Origin of the sequence: Ruminococcus sp. HUN007 (assembly GCF_000712055.1) — a bacterium.
GTDB lineage: Bacteria > Bacillota > Clostridia > Oscillospirales > Ruminococcaceae > HUN007.
The window spans coordinates 14409-33208 of the sequence record NZ_JOOA01000002.1; the positions used below are offsets into that span (position 1 = coordinate 14409).

Here is an 18800-nt window from a genome sequence, read left to right on the forward strand (position 1 = left end):
CTTTAGATTATTCCCAGGGAGGATTAATATGATTCATAGAACTGCTCAGGATGCATTGCTGAGACTTGCTGGACAATTTCCGGTAATAGGAGTTACCGGACCGAGACAAAGCGGAAAATCAACATTAGCTAAAGCTGCATTTCCGAATAAAAGATATGTTACTTTCGATGATAAGAATATGCGCGAACTTGCTAAAGCAAATCCGTCTGATTTTATATCTGCTTTTCCTGATGGCGCCATCATAGATGAAGCACAAAAAGTGCCTGAGATATTTGATGCCCTGAAGATGCACGTTGATAATACAGAATACACACCCGGAAAGTTTATCCTGACCGGTTCCAGTCAATTTAGATTAAGACAGAACATGACTGACAGTATGGCTGGACGAGCAGCCTTCTTAAAGTTGCTTCCTTTTTCTGCAAAAGAGCTTGTTGATGCTGGCGTATGTCCGCAAAATCCATATGATGTTATCTTCGGAGGTCAGTATCCGCCGTTATATGATCCTGAAAAGCATTTCAATCCAGATGACTGGTATGAAAACTATATCGACACTTATCTTGATCTTGATGTTAAGGATCAGATCAATCCTGATAACCTTTCAACATTCAAAAAATTCATTCAAATATGTGCTGTATACAGCGGTCAGCTTCTTTCAATGGACAGTATAGCAAGAGATGTAGGAGTTTCCGCGCCTACAATAAAAACATGGCTTTCGATACTTGAAACTTCGTTTATCATTCATTTTCTTGAACCTGATACAAACAATCTTGGCAAAAGTATTGTTAAAACGCCAAAGCTGTATTTTGTAGACTCTGGCCTTCTCTGTCATCTTCTTCGACTTGAATCAAAAGAAGAATTGCTTCTCAGTCGTCATAAAGGGGGAGCTGTTGAAACATTTGCTGTTTCGGAATTGTTGAAGTACCGAATGAATCAGGGAAAAAAGCCTAATATGACATTTTTTCGTGACAAAAAGGGCTTTGAAGTGGATACTATTGCTGACTGGAAGCATACCTTTGCAATCGAGATCAAAAGTTCCAATGCTCCTGAAGCCAAGCTTTCAGCCAATACAAAGAAATATCTTGAGATGAGAAATGACGAAAATGCTCGAAATGCCGTGTTTTATCTCGGAGATATTAGTATGACTATCAATGGAACTAATTATGTTTCATGGAAAGAATGGAGTAGTTTTCTTGAATAATCATCAAGAAATGGATAATGTAAAGACAAGACTGGTTATTTCGTATGCATATAAGGGAGGCGTATTTTAATTGAAACTTGAAATAGAAAACGGCGTGCTAAAAAAATTAGATATTGTATACTTCAGTGACTTCGACCTTGATATCGTTATTCCATATGGTGTGACAAAAATCGGGTATCAAGCATTTGAGTATGGGTGTCGGGTTAAAAGCATAACGATACCTGACACAGTGACTGAGATCGATGACGATGCATATCGGTAAGGGCTTGAAGGTGTTCGGAGACTATGCATTTGGTGATTGTGAAAACCTAAAAAATATTACGCTGCCAAGCAGAGAGTTCAAGCTCGATCCAAATGCATTTGAAGAGAGAGATGTCAGTAAATTTATTATCAACTACAAAGAAGACTAAACGGATTTACTCTATAATTGTCAAGCAGAATTTGCAATTACTCATCACTAACCCGAGAAGATATATATATCCTTGACAATCAGTAATCTATGTGTTATAATTTGGAATAGATATATATGATACTGGAATTATCACGATCTTTTCCGGGAACGCTTTATAATAGTTAATCCAGTTTATTTTTAAATCAATAGTTAGTGCTAACTAACGAAAGCTGAAACAAGAAGAGGACGTATATGGAAAATATAATTATTATTGCTGTACTGGCCGTTGTTCTGTTTTTTGCATTGAAAGGTACAGTTAAACATTTAAAAGGGGAAGGCGCTTGCTGCGGTGGCGCAAAAGCCATAAAAGAACCGGATAAAAAGCTGTCAGGGCCGGTTATATATAAAAAAGTGTTCAGGATCGATGGTATGCACTGTCAGAGCTGTGCCAACCGTGTGAAGCGTGCTATCAACGGGATCGACGGAGTATCAGCAAAGCTCGATCTCATCAAGAGAGAGGCTGTTGTAAAGTACGAAAAAGAAGTAGTCGATGAAGTTCTGGTGAAGGCAATTGAAAATATCGGATACAAAGTCGTTGGTATTCAGTAAGTAATTTATATGGCAAGCGAACAGGCAGATACTTCATGACAGAGGTATCTGCCTGTATATTTAAAATTGATACAGCAGGCTCTCCGGAGATATTCGGAGGGCTTGTTTTTTTCTGCAACATGCATATCATGATTCTTTTGCGTTCATCGAAAATTAGATACTTTTCCTAATCACGTTTTACTGCTATTTTAGATGCAACAACAAGCTGTGAAGCAATACGCTTTGCAGCTTGTTTTTATTTTTATAGATGGTTAAGCTATATAAAAATTAACATATCATAATTATATATTTTGGAGTTATTTATGTTTCTCGGATTAAATTTTAAATAAGCACTTGACAAAAACAATTTCATCTGATATAATCGTTTTCTAGTTAGTATCAGCTAACTTAAAGTGAGTCACTTTTACAATTGAGGATAAAATAATAACGGTTAATATGACAAGCATAAGAAATAATAGTTATTATATACACAACGGTTAGCTATCACTAATGAAAATTGACTAGTATGAAAGGATATTTGCATGAACAAGAAAAAATTATCAACGATAATATCATTCCTTATGATTTCAGCAATGTTTGCGGGTTGCGGAAAAAACTGATGTCACATCAGATACTAATGATATGATCTCATCAACTTCATCAGCAGCAAATGAAACCTCTGACGAAGAAATAACAGCAGGTGAAGAAATTTCTGAAAACGAAACTGAAGGCGAGTTTCCAATTACGGTAAAGCATGCGCTCGGTACCGTAGTGATCAAAGAAAAGCCGGAACGTGTAGCGACGATTGCATGGTGCAATCACGATGTCGCACTTGCGCTCGGAGTAGCTCCTGTAGGTGTATCGAGAATGAATTTTGCTGTTGACGAGACAGGTGTATTTCCTTGGGCATGGGACAAATTTCATGAACTAGGTGTTGACAATCCTGTTGTATTCGATGATGTTGACGGCTGGGATTATGAAGCCATAGCAGATGTTCAGCCTGACGTTATACTCGCGGGCTATTCGGGCATAACAGAGGAAGAATATGAACGACTCTCCGAGATAGCTCCGGTAATTGCATATCCGAATGGACCATGGGTATCTACATGGCGTGAACAGACTCTTATAAATGCCGAGGGATTAGGTAAAAAATCCGAAGCAGAACAGCTTATCAAGGATACAGAAAAATTGATATCCGATAAGCTTACTCAGTATCCTGATGTTGTTGATAAGACAGTGGCTTTCTGCTGGTTCAGTGCTGACGATCTTGGAACGTTCTACATTTATACAAACAACGACCCTCGAGCATCTTATCTTGGAGATCTCGGTATGGTCATGCCAGAAAGCGTTAAGGAAGCTATTGATGATCCAACCGCTTTCTCAATTACTGTAAGCGCAGAAAACGCAGACAAATTTAACGATGTCGATATGATAATAACCTACGGCGATGATGAGCTTCTTAAGGCTATGCAGTCTGATCCGAGAATAAGTGCTATACCTGCGATAGCAAATGGTGCAGTTGTTCTTCTCGACAGCAACGATTGCGTAGCAGCAAGCAGTACACCATCTATTCTTTCCATCCCATATATAATCGATGACTATCTGAATATGCTCGATGCGGCTGCTAAAAAGGTGAAATGATATGAAAAAAGGCAGGATAACTGTCGGTTTTATTATCGTCCTTGCTGGACTGTTTTTCTGTGCCGCGTTATCTCTTGCGGCAGGTGCAAGATTTGTACCATTAGGCGATGTTGTATCGGCTTTAACTGACAAAAGCATGGAAAGTTTCGATGCAGTAGTCGTCCGTGAAAGGATTCCTCGTACTATATTTGGTATACTGATAGGCTGTTCTCTTGGAATATCCGGAACACTGATGCAGTCGATAACCCGAAATCCCATAGCAGACCCGAGTGTGCTGGGAGTCAATTCCGGAGCGGCATTTTTCGTTGTATGCGGTATTGCTTTTTTCGGTGTCTCGTCTGCTTACGAATTCATATTCTTCGCTATGGCAGGGGCTGCTGTAAGCGCACTTTTGGTATATGGTATAGGATCAATAGGGTATGGTGGAGCAACTCCGCTGAAACTCGTACTTGCGGGTTCGGCGAGCGCTACTGCACTTTCCTCACTCACAAGCATAGTTATGATGCCGCGTGACAGAGTCATGGATACTTTCAGGTTCTGGCAAATAGGAAGTGTGAGCGGTGCGACTTACGAAAAAATTTGGGCGTTCGCTCCTTTCTTTGGTATAGGAGCCGTAGTATCAATAATACTTTCTCCGCAGCTTAACATCCTGGCACTTGGTGATGAAGCGGCTGCAGGACTTGGAGCAAAGCATGCTAAGATAAGGCTTATCGGTGCTATATCGGGAGTGCTTCTATGCGGTGCTTCTACGGCAGTTGCCGGACCGATAGGATTTGTAGGACTCATGGTTCCGCATGTTCTGAGGCTCATCTTCGGAAACGATATGCGGGTACTGATACCAATGAGCGCTTTGGGCGGTGCAGTACTGCTTACTCTTTCAGACGTTGCCGGTCGCATTATAGGCAGTCCCGGCGAGACGGAGGTTGGGATAGTCACTGCCGTGATAGGAGGACCAGCGTTTGTTATCATAGCAATGAAAGCAAAGGTGAAAGCAATATGAGTAATACATCTCTTTTGGTGAGAAACGGAATCAGAAACAGACATAGACGATGCGCTGTGTCTATGCTTATCCTTGCGTTGATTGCAGTTGTGCTTGCTGCACTGTGTCTATATTTTGGAAACACGATATATCCTCCGGATGTGATAATTAAAGTGATTTTGGGCGAAGAGATAAAGGGAGCTTCCTATGCTGTAAACAGTGTGAGACTTCCGAGAATGCTTGCGGGAGTATTTGCCGGTATTGCTTTCGGTACTGGCGGGTATGTGTTTCAGACAATGCTCAGGAATCATCTTGCGAGCCCTGACATGATAGGCATATCCTCAGGATCGGGAGCGGCTGCTGTCATCTGCATACTTGTTTTCAAGATAGGTGGTACTACTGCTTCGGTGATCTCGGTAGCGGGAGGCCTTGCAGCGACTATGCTGATATTTCTTCTCGCATCGGCAGGCGGTTTCTCAAACGGAAGAATGATACTGATAGGAATAGGCATACAAGCTGTCCTTCGTGCTGTAATTTCCTATGTTATTCAAAAAGCCTCAACTTATGATGTTCCGGCTGCAATGCGATGGCTTACAGGAAGTCTGAACGGATCTCAGATGAAGAATATACCTGTTATGGGTTCAGTCATAATTACAGCCTTTATAGTGATAGCACTTAGCGAAAAACATCTGAAAATGTTAGAGCTTGGTGACAGCTGCGCTATTGCTCTAGGAGTGAGGATAAACCTTATACGAGGGATGATGTCCGTGTGCGGTGTATTAATGATCGCATTCGCGATAGCAGTTACGGGTCCCATTGCAAGCGTAGCTTTCCTTTCCGGCCCGATATCCTCGAAGATAACAGGGAAGAATAACTCGAATGCAGGAGCAGCTGCACTTTTTGGAGTAGTGCTGATACTCGCAAGTGATCTTGCCGGACAATTTGCACTTGGTACACGATTTCCTGTTGGTATCGTGACGGGGCTTCTTGGTGCTCCATATCTTCTTTATCTTCTGATCACAATGAATCGCAGCAATTCCGTATGAAAGGGTGATGATAATGAAAAGCAACTTTGGCTCTAAAGAACTTTACACAGGATATGATAAGAAGACTATTCTTGAAGATGTATCGATTGCTGTGCCTGACGGAAAAATAAGCGTCATCCTGGGAAGTAACGGCTGCGGAAAATCTACTCTGCTTAAAACCATGGCTCGTCTGCTTGTCCCGGAAAGGGGAGCTGTATTGCTGAATGGAACGGATATCACCAGGATACCGACGAAAAGACTTGCTCAGATGATAGGCCTTCTTCCGCAGTCACCTCTCGTTCCAGACGGAATAACAGTTGCAGACCTTGTTTCACGCGGGAGATTTCCATACCAGTCTATGCTGAAAGGTCTCAGCAGCGAGGATCATGAAAAAGTCGCTGAGGCTCTTGATTTACTTGGAATATCCGCTCTTGCGGACAGAAACGTTGATGAGCTTTCAGGTGGTCAGCGTCAGCGTGTATGGATAGCTATGGCGCTTGCACAGGACACGGATATACTACTCCTTGATGAGCCTACTACATATCTTGATGTCGCTTATCAGGTTGAAATACTCGATACGCTGGCGGAACTAAACAGGAAAAAGAATATCACTATCGTAATGGTACTGCATGACATTAATCTTTCCGCAAGATATGCTGACTATATCTTTGCTATGAAAAACGGGAGACTAATTTGTCAGGGAAAGCCAGATGAAGTGATTACCGCTGAAAACATAAAGGCTATATACGACCTTGAAAGTATAATTATCCGCGATCCTTTTTCAGGAACTCCTATGTCAGTACCGAAAGGTCGTCATTGCGCGATAGTGAGCTGACTTTATGGTGGTGGCCTTCGGCACAATTATTGACACAAAAAAGAAAGCCCTCTGAGTAATTCAGAGGGCTTTTTTTATAGAATGCCACAGGTATTTGTGTTTTTATACCATTGGATCTACAGCGCAAGAAGATCATTCGTTCTGCTTATGATCTCGTCGTAAAGTTCCTTGTAGTCACCCGGCTGCTTGTTTCGAAGCAGATCGGTGAGTTCGCATAACGGAACGGCTATCGGCTTAAGTTCCAGATTGTTCACGCCGCCTTTCAGTTTGTGTGCGATGTAGTACGCTTTTTCAAGATCATTCCGATAAACTGTGGGTAGGCCACAGCAAATTCTGGATTTTGAAAGGCACAGAGGATATTCCTTTCGTGCAAACATGGCTGCAGGTTCTGAAAAAGCGTTCGTTTCTTGCTATGATATGGGTAGTGGGAGCGCTGATTGTTGCAGGAATTGTGGTGCTGCTAGCAATGGTGATACAGTAAAGGAATGTGAGTAATATATGAGATATTCTTTCAAAGCACGGGTGATGAGTAATAGAAAGGCTTTTTTGCTTTTGTACGGTTGCTAATAAACGTTGATTATGATATACTTAGTAGAGAAAACTGAAAGGAGAATCCCGTATGCTGAGAGTGTATTTTGGTGACAGAGAAAACTCTGTTTATAATACATCCGTATTTTTCAGACATAGCTATAAAGACAGCTGGATAACAGAAGATTTTACCAGAGAGATAGTAGCTGATATTGATAAATCGCAGGTTATAAGCAGCAGCAGTATCGTAAGTCCGGTGCTGGGAAATATTTCTCCGCTGCAGTTGTCCGGTGGGGTAAAGGCTCTTGTTCTTATGAAACATTATCCCGGAAAAATATTTAATGCATCAAACTGCGGTGATAACTGTGCCAGGTGGATACTGAAATTAGCTGAAGAACAGAATTTCACTGTATGCCTCTATCATATTATGGATTTTGGTTCAGGTGAATTTGATATAAGAATAATGAATGACAGAAAACTCATCGTACACAATATGGATGAATTCATTGATGCAGGTGTTAAGTATTTGCGGGAGGTTCAGTCTTGAAAGGTATAATTTCTGTTACGGTAAAGGATAGCCGTAATTCATACAAGTTTGAACTGAAACGAAATATTACTGTACTTACCGGTGAAAGCGGCAGAGGAAAAACCACACTGTATGAAATGATTTCTGACTATAACCGTTTTGGCAAATCAAGCGGAATAAAAATAGCCTGCAATGTCGATGTGATCGCAGTGGACGGCATAGACTGGAAAGAAAAAATATCAGAGATCAGCAATTCTGTGATCATTATTGATGAAGACAATTCCTTTGTCAGAACGGCTGAATTCGCAGAAACAGTAAAACATAACAGCAATTATTTTCTTCTTATTACCCGTGCATATCTGGAACAGCTTCCTGTTAGTGTAGATGAGATCTATGAAGTAACAGGAAACAAAAATAAAAAGTTTGATCGTGTATATACGGACATTAATAAGATGTATAATGCGCCAAACGCTAAGAAACTGCCATTTAAACCAGAGGTAATAATAACCGAAGACAGTAAATCCGGCAATCAGTTTTTCTCTGCGGTTGCTGCGGGTCATAATATTCAATGTATATCTGCTAACGGTAAATCTAATATCGTTAAGATTTTAAAAGAATATAAAAGCAGGAAAGTACTGATTATAGCTGATGGAGCTGCTTTTGGTTCTGAAATAAGAGATGTTATTAATAAACAAAAATTATCGTCCGGAAATATTGCTGTATTTCTTCCTGAATCTTTTGAATGGCTTATTCTTAAATCCGGTCTTGTAAATGATACAGAATGGGAAAAGATAGTTTTTCCTGAAAATTATGCTGACAGTGAATTGTATTTTAGCTGGGAAAGATATTTTACTGATCTGCTTGTTTCTGTAACAAGTGATGAAGAGTACAAAAAATATCCAAGAAACAAAAGCAAACTGCCTGCCTTTTATATTCACGAAAAGTCGATAGAACAAATCAGAAAAAACATGACAGGAGTAGACCTTTAATAAATGGTGGCACCTTCGGTGTAATTTAAATAAAGTTCCAGATGAAACTTCACTTGCACGGTTTATGAAAATGTACGCCTTCGGCGTGCTATTATAAAGCGGAGCCCCGGCTCCGCTTTTTTGTGCTAGCACCTAAGAAAAAATTTGTCAATAAAATTTCACCGGATAATCACATAATCATCATATTTAAAATATAAAATCCTTTTGGATTATTGTGGGTTAATATAAGAATAACATCAACAATGATTCAAACAGGAGGTAATTTTGAAGAAAAGTAAACTATTTGCGGTAATGTGCTCATCTGTGCTGACAGCTGCTATATTTACGGACTGTATTGTTCCTTTGAATGATCGTAGCTCAGTTCGAGCAGAAGAAACATCATCTGTAGCAATTGCCTATGAAGATGATTACTGTTCAGGTGATATCAACGGAGACGGCGTAATAAACATATTCGACTTCAGCCGTCTTAATCGTTATCTTGAAGGTAATCTCGAATTTGATGCTGACCAGCTTAAAGCAGCTGATTTCAATTATGACAGATCAGTTGATGAGGGCGATCTTGCGGACATGTCCGGCTACATTACCATGTACTCAGAAATGCCTGTCAATTACCACCGCAGAAGACTTATCTTAAATGCAAAGAACTTCTTCCTCAAATACGGTGAAACAACGGACATAGAATTAAGTATCAAAATTCCTGATGACTGGGAGAAAAATGATATTACCGTAACAGGTGACGGCGAGAAGATTGCAGTTATTCCATTCAGTTCACTTACTGAAGGCGAAAAAAGTGAGCGTGATGGTTACAGCTACACTGAATACACAGTATCAGTCCCGGTACCTGATCTTGGTGATAACGATACAAGAGGATTTTCAGTAGATCTTACTGTTCAGATGAACGGGCATGAAAGCTATCCGGTTATGCTCAACCGTGCTGTTAAAGATGCGAAAGAAAGAATCGAAAAATCCGGCGAACTGATTGGAAATGTCTCCGAGTATGCCAATAGTTTACCTGAAGGCAGTTCAAAAGAAGAAATTCTTTCCGATATGAAAAAATGGATCGAAGCAAATCCAGATCTTGAAATCACAAGTACTTCTTCTGATATAATTCATTTTAAAACTTCTTATGGAATAAACAGTTTCTTTGAGATAGAGGAAGAATCTGAATCAAATGAAAATGGTGTAGAATCATTGAATACAAATGAAACGGTAATTCCTGAAAGTCCGGTTGAAAATATTGCCACTGTCAGTGCTTTCAATGCAAATAATCTATATAAAACTACTGATTATGATGATGATTATGATGAATTGCTTAATATATATCATAATACTCCAAAAGAGATTAATTCATCGTGTAATAACCTTACTCTTCTCGATCCTGATGTACTTTTGCATGCTCCTTGCGATAACAATTATGTAATAAGTGGTTCATTGGAGGATATGAGAGAAATAGGGGCCGATCTGGCTAATAACATCCTTAAATGGGGTCAGTTAGATTCTCACTTTGACGAATTCGTAGGTAATCAGCACAGCAACTTTTCAGATATAGAGAAATGGAATCAGTACGGAACAGTTTTTCTGGTTTACACATGCAAATAATATGAAGGTTAATGGCTGGGATAGAACATATTACGAAATGTATGAGTGCGATGCAAAGTATGATATCATAAACAAAGCGCTCAGTCTTCGTGATTCACTAAATGGTATATCACAATTTGATATAGACAACAACTCATATATGCCGGATTTGTCTATAGGTGTTACATATGTGTTTGAGAAACATTCAGGTTGTTATAAACTTGCGGTTGGATCAGGTGCTGTGATGCAGGTTCTTTCTCAGACTGTCTTTCCGAATACTATTTTCTATTTTATTGCGTGTAAAGGCGCTTCTGACCATATCTTTAATAAGTTTTTACTTGATCATGGTGCTGCCGGTGTCATTGGTTTTGACAAGACATCAAGAAGTGCTATGTCAATTCCTATTGCAAAGAAAACTTTTGAGCATGCTTTTGATGAATTACCAGGTTCTAACTGGAAAACTTTACAGGATGCACATTTAGAAGCAAACATTAAGGCCAATCTTAATCCTGTAAACGCAATTGAGACCGTATTTGCAAATGTAAGGTGTGCGCTTGATTATTCATCAACTGCAGATTACTACGCTGAAAAATATTTCTATTATCGTGGATACGGTACTATTTCCGCAAATATATGTGTACATGATGAAGACGATAATTTAATTGTCAGAGATCCGGATGATACACGATATAGAGTTGAATTTTATCGTTACAGTAATAATGGTTTATTACATGGATACGGGGGTGTTTTTAATGGCTGTAATAACGGAATTACAGATTTTTCATATACTGTTGATTATGGCTCTTATTTAATTCAGTTTGTTGATGCATATAATGACGCAGAAACGTTTATTCGAACAGATTTAACAGATAGACGACTGGATCTTGGACAAATTATAATTATAGAAAAGACTGATCTTTTTAAGTTCGTTTATAACAGTTACTTGAATTTATACGGAAAGGCTCCTTCGGATTCAGAAGTGAATAAGTGGAAACAAGCACTTAAGGATAAAAGCATTAATGCTGCATCGATGGTAAAGACTTTTTATACTGATAATTTAAATGCTATAGTCGATATGGATAATCAATCATGGGCACTCAAGGCATATAACGCTTTTGTAGGAAAAGCACCAGATGATACGAAACGTAAAGAACTTGAGATAATTGCTTTATCAGGTCAGTCTCATGAGAACATTGCAAAGTATATTATAGAAAGCGACGATTTTAAAAACAGATGTAATGAACTGAATATTTTACCAGGAGAGTGGTAAATATAAAAGCCTTTCGGGAAAGAAAAACCGAAAGGCTTTTTTACTACAGAGTATCGTTTAAGGAAGTACAAATTTGTAATTTCAGAAGCTAAAAAAATATATATGGAATAATATATATAAACAAAAAATAAGCGAAAAAGAGAGAATATTAGGTGGAAAATTAGTCTTGAAACAGATTGATTGATGTGGTAAAATAATGTTGTTTATAAATAAAGAACAAACGGAGGAATTAACAATGTCAAAAAACAAAATCGCTATTCTGGTTTCTGCACTTATTGCATCACTTGCTCTTGCATCATGCGGACCGGTAAATGAGAACACAAACATCAGTTCGGGTGATGTTACTGAAAAGGTAACAGAGGAAACAACTGATGCCGAAGTAACTGAGGCGGAAACTGTACAGTCAGAAACAAGTGCTGTTACTGAAGCTTCTACAGAAGCAGTGACAACAGCCGAAGAAACAACTACGGCAGAAACTACAGCTGAAGCTGCGAAAACTGAAACTGAATCATCATCAGATGACGGCTATAAGGCAGCTTACCTTGAAACATGCAAATCTCTTGCAGAATCAGACGGAGACGGTGTGAAGTTTTCACTTGTTGATATAGACGGAGATGATATTCCGGAACTCGCTGCAGGAAATGACGGATACTGGGCATCACTCTTTACATACGCTGACGGAAAAGTATATACTCTGATGGATCACTGGCCATACGGTGCTATGGGTAATGCCGGCTATGATTTTATACCGGGACAGAACTGCGTTCATAATTCAAATGCAGACCATGCAGGCATGATCCGTTACGAAACATACATGAAGATAGATGAAAACCACGAACTTAAAACGTTCAGAACTATTGAAGCTGATTATTTCAATGACAAGAACGGAAATCATGAAGTGGATGAAGACGAAGCAGATACATATACAGGCGACGGACGTTTCTTTATGGGTGATAAAGAAATAACCGCTGAAGAATTTGCTGAATTCCAGAAGGGTGATTACACATTCATAAACGGAACAAAAACACTTGACGAAATTTCAGCAGAGCTGAAGTAAAGCCGGGATGATTTTTAAACTACATATTATCATTTAAGGAAACACTGATTAAATCGGAAATCCGGCTTCGCCGGATTTCCAAAGGTGGGATTTGCGGGGCTTCGCCCCGGAGCCCCACGCTGATTTATGAATAAATCAGCGTTTCCCTAAAAATCGCCTCACGGATCAGATTCCGTGAGGCGATTTTCTTAATTATACAGCTTTTGAGTTTAACAATGCTTCCACTTCATTTTTCTTTTCAAACAGGACACATCCGCCGTTATGATCGCCTGAAAGAAGGTCTCCGCTCTGAAGTGCAGTAAACAGTGGTGAGTGAAGGGCTTCATTCAGAGAAGTGTTTCGTACATTGATGTCTGAATAAGGGGAGAACGGGCATGGTTCAGCTCCTCCGTGTGAGTTGATGTGGAAGAACCCTCTGCCGGCTGCGACACATCCGCCGGATGATTTTTCGTCACCCGGGAATGAGATGTAGACCATTTCAGGATGATCTTTCCGCAGATGAAGGATCCTTTCTGCCAGGTATTCGCGTTCTTCGTCTGTCGGTGCAAGATCTGAGCTTTCATCAGACACAGGAACGTATTCGACGAAAATAACTGCCTTGCATCCGCGGTCTGCCAGACTGTCAAGGAAGTATTGAGATGTGACTTCCTTAAAGTTGTTTTTGGTTACAGTTACAGAAGCTCCGAAAATAAGACCGCGTTTTTTGAATTCCTCCATGTTCTTTACAAGCAGGTCGTAGATGCCTTTGCCGCGCCGTTTATCAGTGATTTCACGGTTTCCTTCGATACTCATTACCGGCATAAGATTACGGCAGGTGTCAAAGAGTGTGAAATAATTTCGAGCTGTGCGGTTGAATTTTTTTTGATTCATCAGTAGCATCTACCAAGTGTCACGGAAATATGGTATGATATAAATATCATAATTTCAAAAGATAAGGTAGGAATCAACCATGAGTGAATCATCTTCAAATAAAAGTAAAGTAGAATTTATCGCACGTATAGTTAATCCTGACGGTCAGGTTATCGAAAAAACAGTTACATCATACAACGAGCTGCCGTCACTTGAGGATTTTGACCTTGAAACCAAAGCCGGATTTCTCAAGGATTTTGATAAACTTGAAAAAGCGCTCCTTTCAGCGCGAAATGAAATCGGCGAAGCTATAGCAGAAGAATATCTTGATAAAGCCTATAAAAAAAATCGCCAAAAATAAGTTAACTAAGGTTGATACTGAATTAGGTCAAGTTTCAGCACAAATAATAAATTCCGTTTTGTTTCCGTTGCAGCCAAAGGAACGAATACAATCCATTGGCTGGACGATAATAGAAACTAAAATGTGCACTCAGCTCAGTTATCGCAGAGCAGCAGAAATGCTAAATCTCGTATATCATAAAAGTGAAAATGAAACTGTAAAACTTCGTACATTATCAGATAACGCAATTCGTATTGGCAAAGAAATCACAAACGAAGTAATGCGAAAATCAGAATCAGTTCTGAAAATGTATGGTTTTAATGCCGAAACGGGGTTAGTCGAAAAAGGTGTTACCCTTTCTGAAAGCGTTACTCAGGTATACAACTCAAATGAAGATGCAGAAAATCGACTTGGCGAAATACAAAATACTATAAATGCAATCAATGATATCAGGGATGAAAAAATACCGTTCAAAAGTGAAGAGATTTACCTGGAATCAAAAGATAACTGTGTCTATATATCTGTTGATGATGTAGGAGTGAAACATCAGAAAGATGTACGCAAGTCGGATGTAAACTATGAAAAAGACGGCAAATACGTCGAAAATACAGTAGCTCATATCCAAACCGGTGATGAAACATATATACTCACAGCCGTAGGAATGCGTAATCTTTTCAAGATCCTTTTAGCGTTTCTGCTAACACATGATTTTCTTAGCAAAGAAATCATATTTTTCACAGACGGTGCTAAAAACATAAAAAGCAACATAAATGAAATGTTTGCGTTTCATAGTTATAGCATCGTTCTCGATTGGTTCCATTTGAAGAAACGGTGTCAGGAATACCTTAGCATGTCGATAAAAGGAAAGGATAAAAGAAATTCCTGCCTTGAAAAAAACGCTTCGCTATTTATGGGTTGGAGATGTTACATCTGCAATTTCATATCTCTCAAATATTCCTGAGGGCGATGTTAAAAAACAAAAATGGCTGGATGAACTCATTGCTTATCTTGAAAGAAAAAGAGAATGTATTGTATGCTATGCAGTGAGAGATAAACTTGATTTCAGAAATTCAAGCAATCCAGTAGAAAAAGCAAATGATATTATTGTCGCCAAGCGTCAGAAGCATAACGGAATGGCTTGGACTCCAAAAGGTAGTTCTTCGCTTGCTGCGATAGAATTTTTATATCATAACGATCAGGCATATGAATGGTTTTTTAATCATTCTATTCCTATGTTAACTCCAAATTTAATAGCGTGCGCTTGACAGAATAGCTATGTCTTTTGACACTGGAATATTATACCTCAGCCAATTCAACCGCACAGCTCGAATAATTTTCATCTATGTACGTACCGTTTGTAAAGACAGGGAAGAGAATGTTCTTCTTTGTTCCGGCCGCTTCAATGACATCACGCCGCAGCATCGGCTCGCCGCCTGCGAGAAGTATGAAACTGATCCCCATTTTATCTGCTTCATTAAATATTTTCAGCCATTCTTCAGAGGTGAGCTGCTTTACCGGTTCGGAATCGACAGTAGCATGATTGCAGCGGGAATAACATCCGGCACAGTGCAGGTTGCATTTGCTTGTTATACTTGCTATGAGAAACGGAGGAATATGCTCACCGTTTTCCTCTGCTTTTTTTCGCTTTGAAGATGCATTACGGCTTGCTTTTGCAAACTTCATCATGAATGCACTTTCCTTCGGATTTTTAAGTGTTGCTTTTACAGCTTCTGTGACAATACGCTCTACGCCTCTGGTAAGATAGTCCTGTAGATCAAAATCTTTCTGCATTTTATCACCTCATATATATCAGGAAACACTGATTAAACGGAAATATCTTTTACAACTATATTGTATCAAATATAAATGTGCTTGTCAAGCGTTTCTTTCAATGCATAACGAAGATGCCGGTATATGAAAAAATCAGCTTATCTGTTCACGAAAAACCGTGATCCGGATAAGCTGATTTGTATTAGGAGGACGCTTGTTTGATTATCTGATAACTTCCCACATTTCACCCATGTTCTGAGCGGCGTTCTGAGGCATGCAGCCTTTGCATTCGGCTGCACTGCATTTTGATCCGCCTCCGCAGTTACATGTGTGTGCGGAAAGAGAGACTTTTCTGATCATGCCGATGTTTTCAAGGTAGGAAAGCATTCTGCTGATATCGGCTGTATCTGTACCGAGTTCATCTGCAAGCATTTCCAGTGTGCGTGAACGGCCGTCTTTTAAAAGTTCAAGAAGTTTTTCCATGGCTGTCACCAGATGAGTAAACCGACATGATATGCTATAAATCCGATAAGCAGAGCACTTAACGTGTAGTACGCAGCGATCTTAGCGGTCCATTTGACTGAATGGATCTCCTGATAGGTAGCGGCAAGAGCAACGATACACGGCATGTTGAATGTAATGGCGAAAATAAATGCAAGAGCTTCAGGACGTGATACATTAGCGAGAAGGAGCTCATTAAGGTTTGCAGCAACTGCACCTCCGCTCATCGCTTCATTAAAGCCCTGTGCATAGGAAGTTCCGGAATAGAGAGCGCTGATTACACCAATTGCGCCTTCCTTGCCGACAGAAGAAGCAACAAATGCAATGAAGAGCTGCCACGGCATACCCAGAAGCTTAGTGAACGGTTCAATAGCGATACCTAATTTATACAGCAGAGTTGAGTCGTATGAATCGCTTCCGCTGTAGCTTAACAGCCAGAATATACCGCACACAAGAAGAACAACCTTTGTTACACGGAAGAACGTATCTTTTGTACGTCCGAAAACATATCTGAAAAGAGCTCCCCATTTTGGTTTGTGGTACGGTGGAAGCTCCATTATCATACCGAATTTGTCTTCAGACTTTACAAGATTTCTTCCGAATACTTTAGCTGTTATCCACATGTGAAGTATCATTACAAGAAGTATAGCAATGATAACGACAGGAGCTGCTGAACCGAAGAATATGCTTGAGAGCATCGGAATAATAGCCCAGGTCGCACCGCACGGAACTGCCCAGGTAAGAGCAACTGTAAGAACTTTCTGTCCCCAGTTGTCAATTACTCTTGAACCGGCAGCACCGCCCATTGTACAGCCGAAACTTACAAGGAACGGCATTACGGACTTTCCCTGAAGGCCAAGTTTGCTCATTGTATTGTCAAATACGTATGAAATACGTGCCATAACGCCGACTTCTTCAAGAAGTCCGAAAACAAGTGTAACGCCGAAAACGAATCCAAGCATTTTAATAACGAATGACATGGACTGAAGAATTACGTTGCAGAGTATCTGATTTATAAAATCCGGGTAGCCGGCTCCGGCAAGCATTTCTGAAACTGCAACTTTAAGCGCGTCAACGAGTGAGCCGAGCCCCATTACCGGAAGTGCCGGAATGAAAGAGCCGACAAGGCCAAGAATAACGGTGAGTACAACGGCAGGTTTTCCCCAGAAGCGGTGAGTGTATATTCGGTCGAGCTTTCCGAGAGTCGCTCTGGTTTTCGTTACATTCACAGCATCCTTCAGAATGTCGTCGATCCATCTGAATTTGCTTTCACCGGCTGCTATGGCACCTTTGGTGTCGCTGTATCGGGATATTCTGTTAAAATCCTCGTTTGAAAGCTTTTCCCGGAGTTTTGCCGTTATTACCTTATCATTTTCAAGAGTCTTGACAGTGAGCCACATCGGAGAATACCCCTCGATAGTGTTATCTTCAAGACTGCTTTTTATTTCGTCGTATCCGTTGAGTGACTCATATTCCTTTTCGAGAGCGGATACATTGAGTTTTGTTTTTTCTTTTACAGCACGTTCAAAAACATCATAGAATTTTTCATATGAGTTTTTGTCGTTAGCTGAAATAAGTGCAACAGGAATGCCGAGTTTCTTTTCAATGGCAGAAACATTGATGTATTTTCCCTGATCCTTTGCGACGTCAGCCATGTTGAGGATAAGAAAACACGGAACATCCATGCCGGCAAAATCCGCGAGCATGAAAAGACTTCTTTCAAGCTGGGAACTGTCTGCCAGAATACATACTACATCAGCTTTTCCGGAGGCAATGAAATCGCGGGTGATAACTTCTTCGTCTGAGTTTGCTGACATACTGTAGGAGCCCGGCAGATCAGCTATGCTGTATGATTTTCCGTTGTGTGTGAAAGTACCTTCTTTCTTTTCAACGGTTTTACCCGGCCAGTTTCCTACGTGCTGATGAAGTCCTGTAAGAGCGTTGAACAGTGTTGATTTACCTGAATTAGGCTGACCGAGAAGAGCTATTGTTGCTGCACTCATGCTCTCACCTCCGATACTTCGATACCTTCACATTCTTTTCTGTTAAGAGCGATCATTGTATCGCGTGCATAGATAAGCACGGGTCTGTTCCTGTCATTTTTTATAACACTCAGACTGGAGCCGGGCGTAAGACCTATTGATGTTATTCTTCCGATAAATCTCGGGTCTCCGTCGAGGCCTGTTACGACAGCCTCGGAATTTTCTTTGAGTTCTTTGAGTTTCATTGCGTTACCTCCGGGAAATGAGATTCTTGTTTATTCGAAGTATGCGTAGAGTAACTGCGGTTATCCTAAACTAACCGTATAGCATTATACCACTTAAATGTATTTATGTCAATACGCTATCTGTTGACAATATGAAGATAAAGTGCTATTATTAATAAAGGTTAACAAAGGCTAATCAGATTATAGACATTTGCGCTCAGATCGCCTGTTAATCGAATTAGTCCCTGCATACCTGACTATAAAATATATAAGGAGAGAATAATTATGAACAAATTATTCAAGAACGAAAAATTTATGTACATGCTTGCAGGCGCTGCTGCAGTTGTAGTAGGCGGAAAGATCATAAAGGCTGACTGTACAAGAAAGGCTGCAGTAAACAGCATCGCAAAGGGCATGAAGATCCGTGACGATGCAAAGTGTGCTTTACAGAACATGAAGGATGAAGCCGAAGACATCTGCTACGATGCAAAGCTTAAAGCTGAAAGTGAAGCAGAAGAAGCGTAAGAGT

The 18800-nt window shown here is 40.1% G+C and carries 22 protein-coding genes; 16 read left to right on the forward strand and 6 right to left on the reverse strand.

The genetic code is table 11. From position 1 onward, the window contains the following. Window positions 1-28 precede the first annotated feature (28 nt). From CC97_RS04045 to CC97_RS04075, 7 genes are all read left to right on the forward strand, one after another. On the forward strand, window positions 29-1198 hold the full coding sequence (locus tag CC97_RS04045) for an ATP-binding protein (RefSeq protein ID WP_044973936.1): 1170 nt from the start codon (window positions 29-31) through the stop codon (window positions 1196-1198). Window positions 1199-1268: 70 nt separating this feature from the next. Further along, window positions 1269-1460: a leucine-rich repeat protein gene (locus CC97_RS04050; RefSeq protein ID WP_044973937.1), complete on the forward strand. Its 192-nt coding sequence runs from the start codon at window positions 1269-1271 to the stop codon at window positions 1458-1460. Between the two features lie 381 nt (window positions 1461-1841). Next, window positions 1842-2198: a heavy metal-associated domain-containing protein gene (locus CC97_RS04055; RefSeq protein ID WP_044973938.1), complete on the forward strand. Its 357-nt coding sequence runs from the start codon at window positions 1842-1844 to the stop codon at window positions 2196-2198. Window positions 2199-2774: 576 nt separating this feature from the next. Further along, window positions 2775-3818, forward strand: a complete 1044-nt coding sequence (locus CC97_RS04060; RefSeq protein ID WP_044973939.1) for an iron-siderophore ABC transporter substrate-binding protein — start codon at window positions 2775-2777, stop codon at window positions 3816-3818. Between the two features lies 1 nt (window position 3819). Beyond that, complete coding sequence (locus CC97_RS04065) at window positions 3820-4818, forward strand: iron ABC transporter permease (RefSeq protein WP_044973940.1); 999 nt, start codon at window positions 3820-3822, stop codon at window positions 4816-4818. Next, window positions 4815-5843 carry an iron chelate uptake ABC transporter family permease subunit gene (locus tag CC97_RS04070; protein WP_044973941.1) on the forward strand — a complete coding sequence of 343 codons (1029 nt, stop codon included), beginning with the start codon at window positions 4815-4817 and terminating at the stop codon, window positions 5841-5843. The genes CC97_RS04065 and CC97_RS04070 overlap by 4 nt, the downstream gene beginning before the upstream one ends. 13 nt (window positions 5844-5856) lie before the next feature. Beyond that, entirely contained in the window at window positions 5857-6657 is an 801-nt protein-coding gene (locus tag CC97_RS04075; protein ID WP_081849978.1) for an ABC transporter ATP-binding protein, read from the forward strand. Window positions 6658-6773: 116 nt separating this feature from the next. On the opposite strand, the gene CC97_RS19975 is transcribed toward CC97_RS04075, so the two are convergent. Further along, entirely contained in the window at window positions 6774-7034 is a 261-nt protein-coding gene (locus CC97_RS19975; protein WP_044973943.1) for a hypothetical protein, read from the reverse strand. 242 nt (window positions 7035-7276) lie between these two features. On the opposite strand from CC97_RS19975, the gene CC97_RS04085 reads away from it, so the two are divergent. The 5 genes from CC97_RS04085 to CC97_RS04105 all read left to right on the forward strand — a co-directional run bounded on the left by CC97_RS04085 (window position 7277) and on the right by CC97_RS04105 (window position 12605). Next, window positions 7277-7732: a DUF4869 domain-containing protein gene (locus tag CC97_RS04085; protein WP_044973944.1), complete on the forward strand. Its 456-nt coding sequence runs from the start codon at window positions 7277-7279 to the stop codon at window positions 7730-7732. Next, window positions 7729-8700 carry a hypothetical protein gene (locus tag CC97_RS04090; RefSeq protein WP_044973945.1) on the forward strand — a complete coding sequence of 324 codons (972 nt, stop codon included), beginning with the start codon at window positions 7729-7731 and terminating at the stop codon, window positions 8698-8700. The genes CC97_RS04085 and CC97_RS04090 overlap by 4 nt, the downstream gene beginning before the upstream one ends. A 264-nt stretch (window positions 8701-8964) precedes the next feature. Beyond that, on the forward strand, window positions 8965-10299 hold the full coding sequence (locus CC97_RS04095) for a dockerin type I repeat-containing protein (RefSeq protein WP_156036767.1): 1335 nt from the start codon (window positions 8965-8967) through the stop codon (window positions 10297-10299). Between the two features lies 1 nt (window position 10300). After that, window positions 10301-11548, forward strand: coding sequence for a hypothetical protein (locus CC97_RS04100; RefSeq protein WP_044973947.1), 1248 nt, complete (start codon window positions 10301-10303; stop codon window positions 11546-11548). Window positions 11549-11783: 235 nt separating this feature from the next. Beyond that, entirely contained in the window at window positions 11784-12605 is an 822-nt protein-coding gene (locus CC97_RS04105; protein ID WP_044973948.1) for a hypothetical protein, read from the forward strand. Between the two features lie 192 nt (window positions 12606-12797). Here CC97_RS04105 and CC97_RS04110 read toward each other — a convergent pair whose 3' ends face one another. Beyond that, window positions 12798-13475, reverse strand: coding sequence for a radical SAM/SPASM domain-containing protein (locus CC97_RS04110; RefSeq protein ID WP_197021820.1), 678 nt, complete (start codon window positions 13473-13475; stop codon window positions 12798-12800). 79 nt (window positions 13476-13554) lie between these two features. On the opposite strand from CC97_RS04110, the gene CC97_RS04115 reads away from it, so the two are divergent. From CC97_RS04115 to CC97_RS19980, 3 genes are read left to right on the forward strand one after another with little or no spacing between them, the layout of a single operon-like run. Then, on the forward strand, window positions 13555-13815 hold the full coding sequence (locus CC97_RS04115) for a hypothetical protein (protein ID WP_044973949.1): 261 nt from the start codon (window positions 13555-13557) through the stop codon (window positions 13813-13815). Next, window positions 13781-14755 (forward strand): hypothetical protein, encoded by a 975-nt coding sequence (locus tag CC97_RS04120; protein ID WP_044973950.1) that lies wholly within the window; start codon window positions 13781-13783, stop codon window positions 14753-14755. The genes CC97_RS04115 and CC97_RS04120 overlap by 35 nt, the downstream gene beginning before the upstream one ends. Then, complete coding sequence (locus tag CC97_RS19980; protein WP_156036768.1) at window positions 14682-15059, forward strand: hypothetical protein; 378 nt, start codon at window positions 14682-14684, stop codon at window positions 15057-15059. Before CC97_RS04120 ends, CC97_RS19980 begins: the two co-directional genes overlap by 74 nt. Window positions 15060-15090: 31 nt before the next feature. Here the strand turns inward: CC97_RS19980 and CC97_RS04125 are convergent, their stop codons facing one another. The 4 genes from CC97_RS04125 to CC97_RS04140 form a co-directional block, all read right to left on the reverse strand. Then, entirely contained in the window at window positions 15091-15585 is a 495-nt protein-coding gene (locus tag CC97_RS04125; RefSeq protein ID WP_081849980.1) for a radical SAM protein, read from the reverse strand. A gap of 201 nt (window positions 15586-15786) precedes the next feature. Then, window positions 15787-16047 carry a helix-turn-helix domain-containing protein gene (locus CC97_RS04130; RefSeq protein WP_044973951.1) on the reverse strand — a complete coding sequence of 87 codons (261 nt, stop codon included), beginning with the start codon at window positions 16045-16047 and terminating at the stop codon, window positions 15787-15789. Between the two features lie 5 nt (window positions 16048-16052). Then, entirely contained in the window at window positions 16053-18068 is a 2016-nt protein-coding gene (gene feoB, locus CC97_RS04135; protein ID WP_044973952.1) for a ferrous iron transport protein B, read from the reverse strand. Then, window positions 18065-18292, reverse strand: a complete 228-nt coding sequence (locus CC97_RS04140; RefSeq protein ID WP_044973953.1) for a ferrous iron transport protein A — start codon at window positions 18290-18292, stop codon at window positions 18065-18067. The genes feoB and CC97_RS04140 overlap by 4 nt, the downstream gene beginning before the upstream one ends. Window positions 18293-18556: 264 nt before the next feature. Between CC97_RS04140 and CC97_RS04145 the strand changes: the two genes are divergently transcribed. After that, complete coding sequence (locus CC97_RS04145) at window positions 18557-18796, forward strand: hypothetical protein (RefSeq protein WP_044973954.1); 240 nt, start codon at window positions 18557-18559, stop codon at window positions 18794-18796. Window positions 18797-18800 lie beyond the last annotated feature (4 nt).

What these genes read in the sequence shown, in the direction of transcription:
- CC97_RS04115 (WP_044973949.1), top strand. Translation starts at nt 13,555, where the DNA reads ATGAGTGAATCATCTTCAAATAAAAGTAAAGTAGAATTTATCGCACGT.
- CC97_RS04055 (WP_044973938.1), top strand. Translation starts at nt 1,842, where the DNA reads ATGGAAAATATAATTATTATTGCTGTACTGGCCGTTGTTCTGTTTTTT.
- CC97_RS04070 (WP_044973941.1), top strand. Translation starts at nt 4,815, where the DNA reads ATGAGTAATACATCTCTTTTGGTGAGAAACGGAATCAGAAACAGACAT.
- CC97_RS04145 (WP_044973954.1), top strand. Translation starts at nt 18,557, where the DNA reads ATGAACAAATTATTCAAGAACGAAAAATTTATGTACATGCTTGCAGGC.
- CC97_RS04105 (WP_044973948.1), top strand. Translation starts at nt 11,784, where the DNA reads ATGTCAAAAAACAAAATCGCTATTCTGGTTTCTGCACTTATTGCATCA.
- CC97_RS04140 (WP_044973953.1), bottom strand. Translation starts at nt 18,292, where the DNA reads ATGAAACTCAAAGAACTCAAAGAAAATTCCGAGGCTGTCGTAACAGGC.
- CC97_RS04100 (WP_044973947.1), top strand. Translation starts at nt 10,301, where the DNA reads ATGAAGGTTAATGGCTGGGATAGAACATATTACGAAATGTATGAGTGC.
- CC97_RS04075 (WP_081849978.1), top strand. Translation starts at nt 5,857, where the DNA reads ATGAAAAGCAACTTTGGCTCTAAAGAACTTTACACAGGATATGATAAG.
- CC97_RS04110 (WP_197021820.1), bottom strand. Translation starts at nt 13,475, where the DNA reads ATGAATCAAAAAAAATTCAACCGCACAGCTCGAAATTATTTCACACTC.
- CC97_RS04045 (WP_044973936.1), top strand. Translation starts at nt 29, where the DNA reads ATGATTCATAGAACTGCTCAGGATGCATTGCTGAGACTTGCTGGACAA.
- CC97_RS04130 (WP_044973951.1), bottom strand. Translation starts at nt 16,047, where the DNA reads ATGGAAAAACTTCTTGAACTTTTAAAAGACGGCCGTTCACGCACACTG.
- CC97_RS19975 (WP_044973943.1), bottom strand. Translation starts at nt 7,034, where the DNA reads ATGTTTGCACGAAAGGAATATCCTCTGTGCCTTTCAAAATCCAGAATT.
- CC97_RS04085 (WP_044973944.1), top strand. Translation starts at nt 7,277, where the DNA reads ATGCTGAGAGTGTATTTTGGTGACAGAGAAAACTCTGTTTATAATACA.
- CC97_RS04125 (WP_081849980.1), bottom strand. Translation starts at nt 15,585, where the DNA reads ATGCAGAAAGATTTTGATCTACAGGACTATCTTACCAGAGGCGTAGAG.
- CC97_RS04065 (WP_044973940.1), top strand. Translation starts at nt 3,820, where the DNA reads ATGAAAAAAGGCAGGATAACTGTCGGTTTTATTATCGTCCTTGCTGGA.
- feoB (WP_044973952.1), bottom strand. Translation starts at nt 18,068, where the DNA reads ATGAGTGCAGCAACAATAGCTCTTCTCGGTCAGCCTAATTCAGGTAAA.